This window comes from Streptomyces sp. NPDC053048 (genome assembly GCF_044547045.1).
Classification (GTDB): domain Bacteria; phylum Actinomycetota; class Actinomycetes; order Streptomycetales; family Streptomycetaceae; genus Streptomyces.
Window position 1 is genome coordinate 1 of record NZ_JBITZS010000009.1, and the last position, 13,594, is coordinate 13,594.

Genomic DNA, 13,594 nt, shown 5'->3' on the forward strand with positions numbered 1-13,594 from the left:
GGCGGCGGCCGCGGCCTGAAGGTCGCCCGCACCCTGGAAGAGGTCCCCGAGCTCTACGACTCCGCCGTCCGCGAAGCCGTGGCCGCCTTCGGCCGGGGTGAGTGCTTCGTCGAGCGCTACCTCGACAAGCCCCGCCACGTCGAGACCCAGTGCCTGGCCGACACCCACGGCAACGTCGTGGTCGTCTCCACCCGGGACTGCTCTCTGCAGCGCCGGCACCAGAAGCTGGTGGAGGAGGCCCCGGCGCCGTTCCTGTCGGATGAGCAGAACGCGCAGCTGTATGCGGCGTCGAAGGCCATCCTGAAGGAGGCCGGCTACGTCGGCGCCGGAACGGTCGAGTTCCTGGTGGGTGCGGACGGCACGATCTCCTTCCTCGAGGTCAACACCCGCCTGCAGGTCGAGCACCCGGTCACCGAGGAAGTCACCGGCATCGACCTGGTCCGGGAGATGTTCCGCATCGCCGACGGCGAGGAACTCGGCTACGACGATCCGGCGGTGCGGGGGCACTCGTTCGAGTTCCGGATCAATGGTGAGGACCCGGGCCGGGGCTTCCTGCCCGCCCCCGGCACCGTCACCCGCTTCACACCCCCCACCGGCCCCGGCGTCCGCCTCGACGCCGGCGTGGAGTCCGGCAGCGTCATCGGCCCCGCCTGGGACTCGCTGCTGGCGAAGCTGATCGTCACGGGTGCCACCCGCGAGCAGGCACTGCAGCGCGCGGCCCGTGCGCTGGCGGAGTTCCAGATCGAGGGCATGGCCACCGCCATTCCCTTCCACCAGGCGGTCGTCACCGACCCGGCCTTCACCGCCGACCCCTTCACCGTCCACACCCGCTGGATCGAAACCGAGTTCAACAACACCATCACGCCCTTCGCGGGCGCGACGGCGGACGAGGACGAGGAGACCCCGGGCCGCGAGACGGTCGTCGTCGAGGTCGGCGGCAAGCGCCTCGAGGTGTCCCTGCCGTCCTCGCTCGGCATGACCATCGCCCGCACGGCCGCGGCCGGCGGCGCCAAGCCCAAGCGCCGTGCCGCCAAGAAGTCCGGCTCCGCGGCCTCCGGCGACGCGCTCGCCTCGCCCATGCAGGGCACGATCGTCAAGGTCGCGGTCGAGGAGGGACAGCAGGTCAACGAGGGCGACCTGATCGTCGTCCTCGAGGCCATGAAGATGGAACAGCCGCTCAACGCCCACCGCACGGGCACCGTCAAGGGCATCACCGCCGAGGTCGGCGCGTCGATCTCCTCGGGCGCCGTCATCTGCGAGATCAAGGACTGAGCCGAGGCCGTCCGACGAGCACGTCCGCCCCATGGGCCCCTGCCGCACCGGCAGGGGCCCATGGGCGTTCGTAACCCGGCGGCTCCGGCAGCCTGGCATCCTTGACTGGCGGGGACTGTGGCCCCAGAGCCACCGAAGCCACCGATCGGGAGGACGGACGCAATGGCGACCGACACGGCGCAGACGTCACCACGCCCCATGCGCGCGGACGCGCGGCGCAACTACGAGCGCCTGCTCGTGGAGGCCCGTACGGCGTTCACCGAGCACGGCACGGACGCCTCGCTGGAGGACATCGCCAAGCGGGCGGGGGTGGGCATCGGAACGCTCTACCGGCACTTCCCCAACCGCACCGCGCTGATGAGCGCGGTCTTCCAGGGCGAGGTCGACGGGCTGCTCGCCCGCTCGCGCGAGCTGCTGGCCTCCCCCGAGCCCTGCCACGCCCTGGTGGCATGGCTGCGCGCCATCGTGACCCACGCCAGCACCTATCGCGGCCTGTCGCGGGCCCTGATGGCGGCACAGAGCGACGAGGCCTCGGCGATGTCCCGGTGCAGCCTGCCGATGCGCGAGGCGGGCGACACCCTGCTCGCGCGTGCCAAGGCGGCCGGCGTCATCCGTGAGGACGTGGAGATCGCCGACCTGATGCAGCTGACCAACGCCATTTCGCTGGCGGTCGAACAGTCCCCGGACGACCCGGAGTTGGCCGACCGCCTGCTCACCCTCACCCTGACGGGCCTGAAGACGGCGCGGTAGGCGGCGCGTGGACGGTGCGTGAGCCCGCTCAGCGCCGCCGCGGGGCCAGGTCCGCCACCCGGGCCGTGGGCTGGTCCCCCAGGGACACGGCGCTGCGCAGCTGCGCCCCCGGCGGGCCGCCCTGCACCGGGCCGGGCGGCTGCCCATGCCCCAGGGGGAGATTTCTGCGCTGACCGGGCAGCGGCGGCACGTCCCGGCGGCGGGCCGGCGCGGCCGCGTCGCCGTGCACCCCTCCGGGCCCCGAGCCCGCCCCCGCGCCGTGCCCGGCGACGGAGATGTGCACGCCCTGGTCGGCCAGCGCCTGGAGCTCGGTGGCCGCCCGTTCGTCATGGGCGGGCGGCTCGTCGGTCACCAGTCTGGTGATGACGTCCGTGGGCACCGTCTGGAACATCGTGTCGGTGCCCAGCTTGGTGTGGTCGGCCAGGACCACGACCTCCGCCGCCGCCTGCACCAGCGCCCGGTCCACGCTCGCGGAGAGCATGTTGGACGTGGACAGCCCGCGCTCGGCGGTCAGCCCGCTCCCGGACAGGAACGCCCGGGAGACGCGCAACCCCTGCAGGGACTGCTCGGCACCGCTGCCGACCAGGGCGTAGTTGGAGCCTCTCAGGGTGCCCCCGGTCATGACGACCTCGACCCGGTTGGCATGGGCCAGCGCCTGGGCGACGAGCAGGGAGTTGGTGACCACCGTCAGCCCCGGCACGCGCGCGAGCCGGCGGGCCAGCTCCTGCGTGGTGGTACCGGCGCCGACGACGACGGCCTCGCCCTCTTCGACGAAGCTCGCCGCGAGATCGGCGATGGCCGTCTTCTCGGCGGTCGCTAGATGGGATTTCTGCGGGAAGCCGGACTCCCTGGTGAAACCACCCGGCAGCACCGCACCGCCGTGCCGGCGGTCGAGCAGTCCTTCGGCCTCCAGTGCCCGCACGTCACGCCGTACGGTCACTTCTGAGGTCTGGACGACGCGGGCGAGCTCGCGGAGCGAAACCGCTCCGTTGGCCCGCACCATTTCGAGGATCAATTGACGACGTTCTGCAGCGAACACGAAACCGACAGTAACGCCAACGACCATCTCTTTTCAGCAGGTTGCAGCAATTAACGTAAGTTGTCCGCTGCGCCCCTCAAGAAGTGGTATAGGGGACCCGGAACCAGGTCCCCCACATCCGCCGGGCCTCGCGCTACGCCTCGCGCTGCGTCTTCCGCGTATGCAACTGCCGCGCCACCTCGGCGATCGAGCCGGACAGCGAAGGGTAGACGGTGAACGCGTTCGCGATCTGTTCGACAGTCAGATTGTTGTCGACGGCGATCGAGATCGGATGAATGAGCTCACTGGCGCGCGGCGAGACCACCACACCACCGACCACGATGCCCGTACCCGGACGGCAGAACATCTTCACGAAACCGTCCCGGATGCCTTGCATCTTCGCCCGCGGATTCCGCAGCAGGGGAAGCTTGACGACCCGGGCGTCAATCAGACCGTTGTCGACATCGGCCTGGGTATACCCGACCGTCGCAATCTCCGGATCCGTAAAGACGTTCGCGGATACAGCCTTGAGATTGAGCGGCGCGACCGCGTCGCCCAGGAAGTGGTACATGGCGATGCGGCCCTGCATCGCGGCGACCGACGCCAGCGCGAAGACACCGGTGCAGTCGCCGGCCGCGTAGACGCCGGGAGCGCTCGTGCGCGAGACCTTGTCCGTCCAGATGTGCCCGGACTCCTTGAGCCGGACCCCGGCCTCCTCCAGCCCGATCCCCGCCGTGTTGGGGATGGAGCCCACGGCCATCAGGCAGTGCGTACCGGTGATCACCCGGCCGTCGGCCAGCGTCACCTCCACCCGGTCCCCCACCCGCTTGGCGGACTGGGCGCGCGAGCGCGCCATCACATTCATGCCGCGGCGCCGGAAGACGTCCTCGAGCACGGCGGCGGCGTCGGGGTCCTCGCCGGGCAGCACCCGGTCCCGCGAGGAGACCAGCGTCACCTTCGAGCCCAGCGCCTGGTAGGCGCCCGCGAACTCGGCACCGGTGACACCGGAGCCGACCACGATGAGCTCCTCGGGCAGCTCGTCCAGGTCGTAGACCTGCGTCCAGTTCAGGATCCGCTCGCCGTCCGGCAGCGCGTCCGGGATCTCGCGCGGGTGCGCGCCGGTGGCCACCAGGACCGCGTCGGCGACCAGGGTCTCCTCCGACCCGTCGGCCGCCCGCACCACGACCCGGCGCGAGCCGTCCGGCGCCTGCTGCGGCTCCAGCCGCCCGCAGCCCCGCATGACCCGGCCGCCCGCGCGCGTCACCGACGCGGTGATGTCGTGCGACTGCGCCAGCGCGAGCCGCTTCACACGGCGGTTGACCTTGCCCAGGTCCACGCCGACCACGCCGGCCGCCTGCTCGAGGGGCGGCGTGTCGTCGGCGACCATGATCCCCAGCTCCTCGTAGGAGGAGTCGAAGTTCGTCATCACCTCAGCCGTCGCAATGAGCGTCTTCGAGGGAACGCAGTCGGTCAGCACCGACGCCCCACCCAGACCGTCGCAGTCGACGACGGTCACCTCCGCGCCGAGCTGGGCAGCGACCAGCGCTGCCTCGTAGCCGCCGGGTCCGCCACCGATGATCACGATCCGAGTCACGTATTCCATTGTCCCGCACCCATCAAAGCGGCTCCTTCCGGGGCCTCCCTACGCGATCCTTACGCTGATCTGTACGGCCTCTGAGCGAAATCCGCCGGAAAGTTCCGAACGAACCTCCCTTCGAGATTGCCACCCCAAATGCCGTCCCGCCTCACTCCCGTACCCTCGGAACCATGTCGCTCTACGCCGCGTACGCCGGCAACCTCGACGCGCGGCTGATGACCCGCCGCGCACCGCACTCACCGCTGCGCGGCACCGGCTGGCTCAACGGCTGGCGGCTGACCTTCGGCGGGGAACAGATGGGCTGGGAGGGCGCGCTCGCCACCATCGTCGAGGCACCCCGCTCCCAGGTCTTCGTCGCCCTCTACGACATCGCTCCGATGGACGAGGACTCGATGGACCGTTGGGAGGGTGTCGGCCTCGACATCTACCGGCGCATGCGTGTCCGGGTCCACACCCTCGACGGTGAGGAGCCAGCCTGGGTCTATGTCCTCAACGGCTACGAGGGCGGACTGCCCTCCGCCCGCTACCTCGGCGAGATCGCGGACGCCGCGGAATCGGCCGGCGCGCCCCACGACTACGTCATGGAGCTGCGCAAGCGCCCGTGCTGAAAGTGACGATTCCATCTCGTCGCAAAGCACAAAGCAACAATCGGAACACCGTAACCAGCGACATCTACGCGCGTAGGCCATTAGCGGTTACCCTCGTCCGCGTGAACGCATCTGTTACCCCCGACATCCAGGCCGACCCGTACGCCGCGGCCGACGCCGCCGCCGCCCGCCTGCGCGAGCTCACGGGCGCCGAGACCCACGACGTCGCCCTGGTCATGGGCTCCGGCTGGGTTCCCGCCACCGACGCCCTCGGCACCCCCGAGGCCGAGTTCCCGGTCACCGAGCTCCCGGGCTTCTCCGCCGCCGCCGTCGCGGGCCACGCGGGCACGGTTCGCTCGTACAAGATCAACGACAAGCGCGCGCTCGTCTTCCTCGGCCGCACGCACTACTACGAGGGCCGCGGCGTCGCCGCCGTCGTCCACGGCGTGCGCACCTCCGTCGCCGCCGGCTGCAAGACGATCGTCCTCACCAACGGCTGCGGTGGCCTCCGCGACGGCATGCGCCCCGGCCAGCCGGTGCTCATCAGCGACCACATCAACATGACGGCCACCTCGCCGATCGTGGGCGCGAACTTCGTCGACCTCACCGACCTGTACTCCCCCCGCCTGCGCGCCCTGTGCAAGGAGGTGGACGCCACCCTCGAGGAGGGCGTCTACGTCCAGCTGCCCGGCCCGCACTACGAGACCCCGGCCGAGATCAAGATGGTCCGCACCCTCGGCGGCGACCTCGTCGGCATGTCCACCACCCTCGAGGCCATCGCGGCCCGCGAGGCCGGTGCCGAGGTCCTCGGCATCTCCCTGGTGACCAACCTCGCCGCCGGCATGACGGGCGAGCCCCTGAACCACGAGGAGGTCCTCGAGGCCGGCCGCGATGCCGCTTCGCGGATGGGCTCGCTCCTGGCTCAGGTTCTGCCGAAGCTCTGACCTTCCCGGTCACCCTTTCCCGTGCCGGGGGCCTTGTGCCTCCGGCACGGGTCTTTTCGACTGCGACGCCGGGTGCGCCTTCGGCGCATCGTGGGTGCGGCCCGGTGGGCCGGTTGTGCCCACCCGTTCCGCCCTGCGGAACGATTGCCCACAACCGGCGGTCGTCGTCCGGCCGAAGGGGGCGGGGCGGGACGACGGGCCCTGGCAGGGGGCGTAAGGGTTATTTGCGGCGGCGTTCCGGGCACCCTCAACGACTGGCCGTTGCCGTAAATAATCCAGCCCCCGGAAGGGCCCGTCGTCCCGCCCCGGCCCCGACCCACCCCGCACCGCACCGCACGCGCACCCCAAAGACCTCCGGAGGAAACCCGTGGAGCGAGACCTCATCGCACAGGCCCGGACCTGGCTCGCCGAGGACCCCGACCCCGACACCCGCGAAGAGCTCTCCCGGCTCATCGACGCCGGTGACGTCACCGAGCTCGGCGCCCGCTTCGCCGGCACCCTGCAGTTCGGCACCGCCGGCCTCCGCGGCGAGCTCGGCGCCGGACCCATGCGCATGAACCGCGCCGTCGTCATCCGCGCCGCCGCCGGTCTCGCCGCGTACCTCAAGAAGCAGGGCCACACCGGGGGCACCGTCGTCATCGGCTACGACGCCCGCTACAAGTCCGCCGACTTCGCCCTCGACACCGCCGCGGTCATGGTCGGCGCCGGCCTCAAGGCAGCCCTTCTGCCCAAGCCGCTGCCCACCCCGGTCCTCGCCTTCGCCATCCGCCACCTGGGCGCGGTCGCCGGCATCGAGGTCACCGCCAGCCACAACCCGCCGCGCGACAACGGCTACAAGGTCTACCTCGGCGACGGCTCCCAGATCGTGCCGCCCGCCGACGCGGAGATCGCCGCCGAGATCGCCGCGATCACGAGCCTGAACGACGTGCCGCGCCCGACCGCCGGCTGGGAGACCCTCCGCGAGGACGCCGTCGTCGGCGCCTACCTCGAGCGCACCGACGCCGTCCTGACCGCCGGCTCCGCCCGCGACGTCCGCGTCGTCTACACGCCCATGCACGGCGTCGGCCGCGACGTCCTGACCGCCGCCTTCGCCCGCGCCGGCTTCCCCGCCCCGACCGTCGTCGCCGAGCAGGCCGAGCCGGACCCGGACTTCCCCACGGTCGCGTTCCCCAACCCCGAGGAGCCGGGCGCGATGGACCTGGCCTTCGCGACGGCCCGCGCGGCCGGCGAGAACGCCCCGGACATCATCATCGCCAACGACCCCGACGCGGACCGCTGCGCCGTGGCCGTCCCGGCCCCCGACACCATCGAGGGCTGGCGCATGCTGCGCGGCGACGAGGTGGGCGCCCTGCTGGCGACCCACCTGGTGCACAAGAGCGCCCGCGGCACGTTCGCGACGACGATCGTCTCCTCCTCCCTGCTGTCCCGCATCGCGGCGGCCGCGCCCGACGCGTCGTACGAGGAGACGCTGACCGGCTTCAAGTGGCTCGCCCGCGTCGACGGCCTGCGCTACGCCTACGAGGAGGCGCTGGGCTACTGCGTCGACCCGGAGGGCGTACGCGACAAGGACGGCATCACCGCCGCGCTGCTCGTGGCCGAGCTGACGGCCGAGCTCAAGGAGAAGGGCCGCACGCTCAGCGACCTGCTGGACGACCTGGCGGTCGAGCACGGGCTGCACGCGACGGACCAGCTGTCGGTGCGCGTGGAGGACCTCTCCCTCATCGCCGCGGCGATGCGCCGCCTGCGCGAGCAGCCGCCGACGGCTCTGGCGGGCCTGCACGTGGTGTCGGCCGAGGACCTGACGAAGGGAACGGAGTCGCTGCCGCCGACCGACGGCCTGCGGTACGCCCTGGCGGGCGATGAGGCGGGCGAGGTGTCGGGGGCACGGGTCATCGTGCGGCCGAGCGGCACGGAGCCGAAGCTGAAGTGCTACCTGGAGGTCGTGGTGCCGGTGCCTGCGGCGGCGGCGCTGGGTGATGCGCGACGGCGCGCGGATGCGGTGCTGGCGGGCATCAAGGCGGACGTGGCACGGGCTGCGGGCATCTGACGCCGCCGCTGCGCTGAGCGGGTGCGGGCCCGTGTGCTGGGTGCGGGTGCGCGGGGTGCGGGGTGCGGGCTTGTGCGGGTGCGGGTGCGGGTGCGTTGTGGGGCGGGGCCGGGTCGGTCTGGGACGGGCCCTTCTGGGGCTGGATTATTTACGGCCTCGGGTGACTGTCAGGGTCACCCGGCAGGTCGCCGCAAATAACCCTTACGCCCCTGCCAGGGCCCGTCCCAGCCCGCCCCGGCCCCTCCCGTCGCCTACTACCTGCCGGCCGGTGGGTGGGGGCCGGCCGGGGCTGGGCTCCCCTCCCGCCGGTTCGCCGACTGCGGGCAGCCGGTTTGTGGGCAGTCGTTCCGCAGGGCTGGGGGCACCTCCCAGCGGTAGCTGGGGGAGGGTGGGCACAAACCCACCCACCGGGCCGCACCCGGAACTGGGCCGCTACCCCGGGGGGCCGGGGCGCAGCCCCGGGAAACGGTGAAAGGGCGGGACCGGGGCAACTCCCCCCCACCCCGCGCACCACACCCACCCACCCACCCACCACGCGCGGGCTGGGGGCCGACGACGGGAGGGGGCCGGGGGCGGAGGAGGGTGTTCCGGAATGCTGCCGGATATTTGTGGGCCCAAGTTCCGGGCACTCAACACGCGAGACGGCAACGGGCCCGTAAATATCCGATTCCGGAATACCCTCCGGAGCCCCCGGCCCCCGGCACCCACCACAACCGGCCCCCAAAGAACCGGCACCCAAAGAACCGGCCTCAGCCAACAGCCGCCAGGCACACGAACAGCACCAACCCCACCAACGCCGGCACGATCAGCTCATACGCCCACCGAACCACCGGCACCCCCTGCGCCCCCTCCCGCGAAGCGCCCCGCTCCGCCAGCTCCCGCAGATCCTCGATCACCTGATCCGACGGCGCCCGCACAGGGCCCTCGTGCGCAACCGCACGCACGTCCTGCGCAGCATCCCGCGCCGCCCGCCGCGCCGCCGTCTTGCGCTGGCGCAGGGACACCGGAATGGCCCAGAGCTGGTACTTGGATCCCCCGGCGAGCACCTCGCTGGAGTACCCGGCACGAACGGCCTCGACAGAGGCCCACGGCAGGGTGATCGTCCGGAAGGGGTTGCGTACCAGGAGCCGGTCCTCGCCCGCCCACACCGCGGGGCGTACCGTGAAGGCGATGGTCAGCGGTACCGCGAAGAGCAGCCCCGCCAGCGCGAGCCACGGGGCGTCCCCCTCGCCCCGCACGATCGCGTCGCCGCCCAGCCAGCCGATCAGGGCCAGCAGCAGAACGCCGCTGCCGATGCCGGCGGCGGAGCGGTAGCACCGATCGGCGTATTCCGGGCCCGGTTCAGAAGCCGGTTCCTGCGGGGATCTGCTCGTCATGCCGCCGATTGTGCCCCACGGCGGCGGCCGCCCCGGGCACGGAAGCGGCACGGCAGCCGCAGGTAACGCTTCGACCAGAGGGGGTGACACACGCTACGCGCGTAGATATGCTCACGTGGTGACCATGCATCCCCCTTCGAGGTTCCCCTCACCCGGCAACGAGGCCGCGGAGCGACTGGCGTCGATGGCGGACGTGACCGCCTCCGACGGCGCGCTGCGCCGCTTCCTGCACGGCCTCCCGGGCGTCGACCCGGTCGGGCTGGAAGCCCGCGCCGCGGCGCTCGGCACCCGCTCGATCAAGACGACGGCGAAGGCGTACGCCATCGACCTGGCGATCTCGATGATCGACCTCACGACCCTGGAGGGCGCGGACACCCCGGGCAAGGTCCGGGCGCTGTGCGCCAAGGCCGTCAACCCGGACCCGACGGACCGCGACACCCCCCGCACCGCCGCGATCTGCGTCTACCCCGACATGGTGGCGACCGCCGCCGCGTCCCTGGCCGGCTCCGGCGTGAAGGTGGCGTCCGTCGCCACCGCGTTCCCGGCCGGCCGCGCCGCGCTGCCGGTGAAGCTGGCGGACACGGCGGACGCCGTCGCCGCGGGCGCGGACGAGATCGACATGGTGATCGACCGCGGGGCGTTCCTCGCCGGCCGCTACCTCTCCGTGTTCGAGGAGATCAAGGCCGTCAAGGAAGCGTGCCGCAGGCAGGACGGCTCCGCCGCCCGGCTGAAGGTCATCTTCGAGACCGGCGAGCTGTCGACGTACGACAACATCCGCCGCGCCTCCTGGCTCGGCATGCTGGCGGGCGCCGACTTCATCAAGACCTCGACCGGCAAGGTGGCGGTGAACGCCACCCCGGCGAACACCCTGCTGATGCTGGAGGCCGTTCGCGACTTCCGGGCCACCACCGGGGTACAGGTCGGGGTGAAGCCCGCGGGCGGCATCCGTACGACCAAGGACGCGCTGAAGTTCCTGGTGCTGGTCAACGAGACCGTGGGCGAGGAGTGGCTGACCAACGAGTGGTTCCGCTTCGGTGCCTCGAGCCTCCTCAACGACCTGCTGATGCAGCGGCAGAAGCTGAGCACCGGGCGCTACTCCGGTCCCGACTACGTGACGGTGGACTGATCATGGCTTTTGAATACGCACCGGCGCCGGAGTCGCGCGCGGTCGTCGACATCGCCCCGTCCTACGGGCTGTTCATCGACGGCGAGTTCCGCGAGGCGTCCGACGGCAAGGTCTTCAAGACCCTCTCGCCGTCGAGCGAGGAGGTCCTGTCCGAGGTCGCGCAGGCCTCGGCGGAGGACGTGGACGCGGCCGTGAAGGCCGCCCGCAAGGCGTTCGAGAAGTGGTCGGCGCTGCCGGGCGCCGAGCGCGCCAAGTACCTGTTCCGCATCGCCCGGATCATCCAGGAGCGCTCGCGCGAGCTGGCCGTCCTCGAGACGCTGGACAACGGCAAGCCGATCAAGGAGACGCGCGACGCCGACCTCCCGCTGGTCGCCGCGCACTTCTTCTACTACGCCGGGTGGGCCGACAAGCTCGACCACGCCGGTTTCGGCCCGAACCCGCGTCCGCTGGGCGTCGCCGGCCAGGTCATCCCGTGGAACTTCCCGCTGCTGATGCTGGCCTGGAAGATCGCCCCGGCGCTGGCCGCCGGCAACACGGTGGTGCTCAAGCCGGCCGAGACCACGCCGCTGTCGGCGCTGTTCTTCGCCGACATCTGCCGTCAGGCGGGCCTGCCGAAGGGTGTCGTGAACATCCTGACCGGTGACGGTTCCACCGGTGCCGCGCTCGTCGCGCACGACGGCATCGACAAGGTCGCGTTCACCGGCTCGACGGGTGTCGGCAAGCAGATCGCCCGGACGGTCGCCGGTACGGACAAGAAGCTCACCCTCGAGCTGGGCGGCAAGGGCGCCAACATCGTCTTCGACGACGCGCCGATCGACCAGGCCGTCGAGGGCATCGTCAACGGCATCTTCTTCAACCAGGGGCAGGTCTGCTGCGCCGGTTCGCGCCTGCTGGTGCAGGAGTCGATCCAGGACGAGCTGCTGGACGCCCTGAAGCGCCGGATGTCGACGCTGCGCGTCGGCGACCCGCTGGACAAGAACACCGACGTCGGTGCCATCAACTCGGCCGAGCAGCTGGCCCGCATCACCGCGCTGGCCGACAGCGGCGAGGCCGAGGGCGCCGAGCGCTGGGCCCCGGCCTGCGAGCTGCCGACCTCCGGTTACTGGTTCGCCCCGACGCTGTTCACGAACGTCACCCAGGCCCACCGGATCGCCCGCGAGGAGATCTTCGGCCCGGTGCTGTCCGTGCTGACGTTCCGCACGCCGGGCGAGGCCGTCGCCAAGGCCAACAACTCGCAGTACGGCCTGTCGGCCGGCATCTGGACCGAGAAGGGTTCGCGGATGCTCGCCGTGGCGGACAAGCTGCGCGCGGGTGTGGTGTGGGGCAACACGTTCAACAAGTTCGATCCGACTTCCCCGTTCGGCGGGTACAAGGAGTCGGGCTTCGGTCGCGAGGGTGGCCGTCACGGTCTGGAGGCCTACCTCGATGTCTGAGCGGTTGAACGTCTTCAAGACCTACAAGCTGTTCGTCGGGGGCAAGTTCCCCCGGTCCGAGAGCGGGCGGGTGTACGAGGTGACCGACTCCAAGGGCAACTGGCTCGCCAACGCCCCCCTGTCCTCCCGCAAGGACGCCCGTGACGCCGTCGTGGCGGCGCGCAAGGCGTTCGGCGGCTGGTCGGGTGCCACGGCCTACAACCGCGGCCAGGTGCTCTACCGCGTCGCCGAGATGCTCGAGGGCCGCCGCGACCAGTTCGTCGCCGAGGTGGCGGACGCGGAGGGGCTGTCGAAGTCCAAGGCCGCCGCCCAGGTGGACGCCGCCATCGACCGCTGGGTCTGGTACGCGGGCTGGACGGACAAGATCGCCCAGGTCGTCGGGGGCGCCAACCCCGTCGCGGGGCCGTTCTTCAACGTCTCCTCCCCCGAGCCGACCGGTGTGGTGGCCGTGGTGGCCCCGCAGGAGTCCTCGCTCCTGGGCCTGGTCTCCGTGATCGCCCCGGTGATCGCCGCCGGCAACACGGTGATCGTCATCGCGTCCGGGAAGGCCCCGCTGCCCGCCCTGTCGCTGGGCGAGGTGCTCGCCACCTCCGACGTGCCCGGTGGTGTGGTCAACATCCTGTCCGGCAAGGCCGCGGAGATCGCTCCGTCGCTCGCCGCGCACCAGGACGTCAACGCGATCGACCTGGCGGGTGCCGACGCCGAGCTGGCAAAGGCCCTGGAGATCGCCGCGGCCGACAACCTCAAGCGCGTCGTCCGTCCACAGGCTGTGGACTGGGCCGCCGACCCGGGCACGGGCCGGCTGACCGCCTTCCTGGAGACCAAGACCGTCTGGCACCCCACGGGGTCGCTGGGCGCGGGCGGCTCGTCCTACTAGTCCTCTCCGTAACGTGTGACGGCGGGCTCCCCGGAGGGAGCCCGCCGTCGGCGTTCGGTGCGGTGCCGACGCCGTTCAGCCCGGCAGCAGGCCGCCCAGGACCTGGCCGGCCACCGGCAGGTCGCCCACCTTGCCGGTGGTGGTGACCGCGGCCGGCTTGGTGGTGACCGGCTTGAAGTCCGAGACCTGGGTGCTGGCGCCGTTGTTCAGCGGGTCCACGACGGTGCCCGCGAGCGGGTGGTACTTGAAGGTCTTCACCACCGGCGACAGGCCCGCGACCGACTTCTGCACGGCGATCGCGGTGCCCTGGAAGGCCGCCCCGATGTCCTGCCGGCCGATCTGGGCGCGCGGTGCCTGCGGATCGGCCTGGGCCTCCGCCGCCCCGGCCGCGAAGAGCGCCGCGCCGGCGGACACGGTCACCCCCACGCGCGTCAGCCCGCGCCGGCGGCGCGGGGGAGGTACGGGCGCGGAGCGTGCGTGCCGTGCGTGGGAAGCCATGACCACCTGCCGTGAGAGCCGTGTGAGGGTGAAGCTGAATCGCGTACTGGATCGACAACGCAACGTAGT

At 71.6% G+C, this 13,594-nt stretch carries 12 protein-coding genes; 8 read left to right on the plus strand and 4 right to left on the minus strand.

Translation table 11 applies throughout. From position 1 onward, the window contains the following. Together ACIG36_RS23760 and ACIG36_RS23765 are read left to right on the plus strand one after the other, a co-directional pair. Window positions 1-1,272: biotin/lipoyl-containing protein (locus tag ACIG36_RS23760; protein WP_399931255.1), on the plus strand; the 1,272-nt coding region annotated here is incomplete at its 5' end. A 198-nt stretch (window positions 1,273-1,470) separates the two neighbouring features. Next, window positions 1,471-2,022: a TetR/AcrR family transcriptional regulator gene (locus ACIG36_RS23765; RefSeq protein ID WP_399932270.1), complete on the plus strand. Its 552-nt coding sequence runs from the start codon at window positions 1,471-1,473 to the stop codon at window positions 2,020-2,022. A 28-nt stretch (window positions 2,023-2,050) separates the two neighbouring features. Here the strand turns inward: ACIG36_RS23765 and ACIG36_RS23770 are convergent, their stop codons facing one another. Both ACIG36_RS23770 and ACIG36_RS23775 read right to left on the minus strand, forming a co-directional pair. Next, entirely contained in the window at window positions 2,051-3,088 is a 1,038-nt protein-coding gene (locus tag ACIG36_RS23770; protein WP_399931257.1) for a DeoR/GlpR family DNA-binding transcription regulator, read from the minus strand. Window positions 3,089-3,194: 106 nt separating this feature from the next. Next, window positions 3,195-4,643: an NAD(P)H-quinone dehydrogenase gene (locus tag ACIG36_RS23775; protein ID WP_399931260.1), complete on the minus strand. Its 1,449-nt coding sequence runs from the start codon at window positions 4,641-4,643 to the stop codon at window positions 3,195-3,197. Window positions 4,644-4,807: 164 nt separating this feature from the next. Between ACIG36_RS23775 and ACIG36_RS23780 the strand changes: the two genes are divergently transcribed. From ACIG36_RS23780 to ACIG36_RS23790, 3 genes are all read left to right on the plus strand, one after another. After that, on the plus strand, window positions 4,808-5,245 hold the full coding sequence (locus ACIG36_RS23780; RefSeq protein ID WP_071965776.1) for a gamma-glutamylcyclotransferase: 438 nt from the start codon (window positions 4,808-4,810) through the stop codon (window positions 5,243-5,245). Window positions 5,246-5,346: 101 nt separating this feature from the next. Continuing rightward, window positions 5,347-6,168: a purine-nucleoside phosphorylase gene (locus ACIG36_RS23785; RefSeq protein WP_399931262.1), complete on the plus strand. Its 822-nt coding sequence runs from the start codon at window positions 5,347-5,349 to the stop codon at window positions 6,166-6,168. A gap of 367 nt (window positions 6,169-6,535) precedes the next feature. After that, the gene (locus ACIG36_RS23790) at window positions 6,536-8,215 is read left to right on the plus strand and encodes a phospho-sugar mutase (RefSeq protein WP_399931265.1); all 1,680 of its coding nucleotides are present in this window, start codon (window positions 6,536-6,538) and stop codon (window positions 8,213-8,215) included. 749 nt (window positions 8,216-8,964) lie between these two features. Here the strand turns inward: ACIG36_RS23790 and ACIG36_RS23795 are convergent. Continuing rightward, entirely contained in the window at window positions 8,965-9,591 is a 627-nt protein-coding gene (locus ACIG36_RS23795; protein WP_399931268.1) for a PH domain-containing protein, read from the minus strand. A gap of 124 nt (window positions 9,592-9,715) precedes the next feature. Between ACIG36_RS23795 and deoC the strand changes: the two genes are divergently transcribed. From deoC to ACIG36_RS23810, 3 genes are read left to right on the plus strand one after another with little or no spacing between them, the layout of a single operon-like run. After that, the gene (gene deoC / locus ACIG36_RS23800; RefSeq protein WP_399932273.1) at window positions 9,716-10,717 is read left to right on the plus strand and encodes a deoxyribose-phosphate aldolase; all 1,002 of its coding nucleotides are present in this window, start codon (window positions 9,716-9,718) and stop codon (window positions 10,715-10,717) included. After that, window positions 10,714-12,150, plus strand: coding sequence for an aldehyde dehydrogenase family protein (locus ACIG36_RS23805; protein ID WP_399932275.1), 1,437 nt, complete (start codon window positions 10,714-10,716; stop codon window positions 12,148-12,150). The genes deoC and ACIG36_RS23805 overlap by 4 nt, the downstream gene beginning before the upstream one ends. Further along, window positions 12,143-13,027: an aldehyde dehydrogenase family protein gene (locus tag ACIG36_RS23810; protein WP_399931270.1), complete on the plus strand. Its 885-nt coding sequence runs from the start codon at window positions 12,143-12,145 to the stop codon at window positions 13,025-13,027. Before ACIG36_RS23805 ends, ACIG36_RS23810 begins: the two co-directional genes overlap by 8 nt. A gap of 75 nt (window positions 13,028-13,102) precedes the next feature. Here the strand turns inward: ACIG36_RS23810 and ACIG36_RS23815 are convergent, their stop codons facing one another. After that, a complete protein-coding gene (locus ACIG36_RS23815; RefSeq protein WP_399931273.1) occupies window positions 13,103-13,525 on the minus strand; it encodes a hypothetical protein in 423 nt (140 codons plus the stop codon). Window positions 13,526-13,594 lie beyond the last annotated feature (69 nt).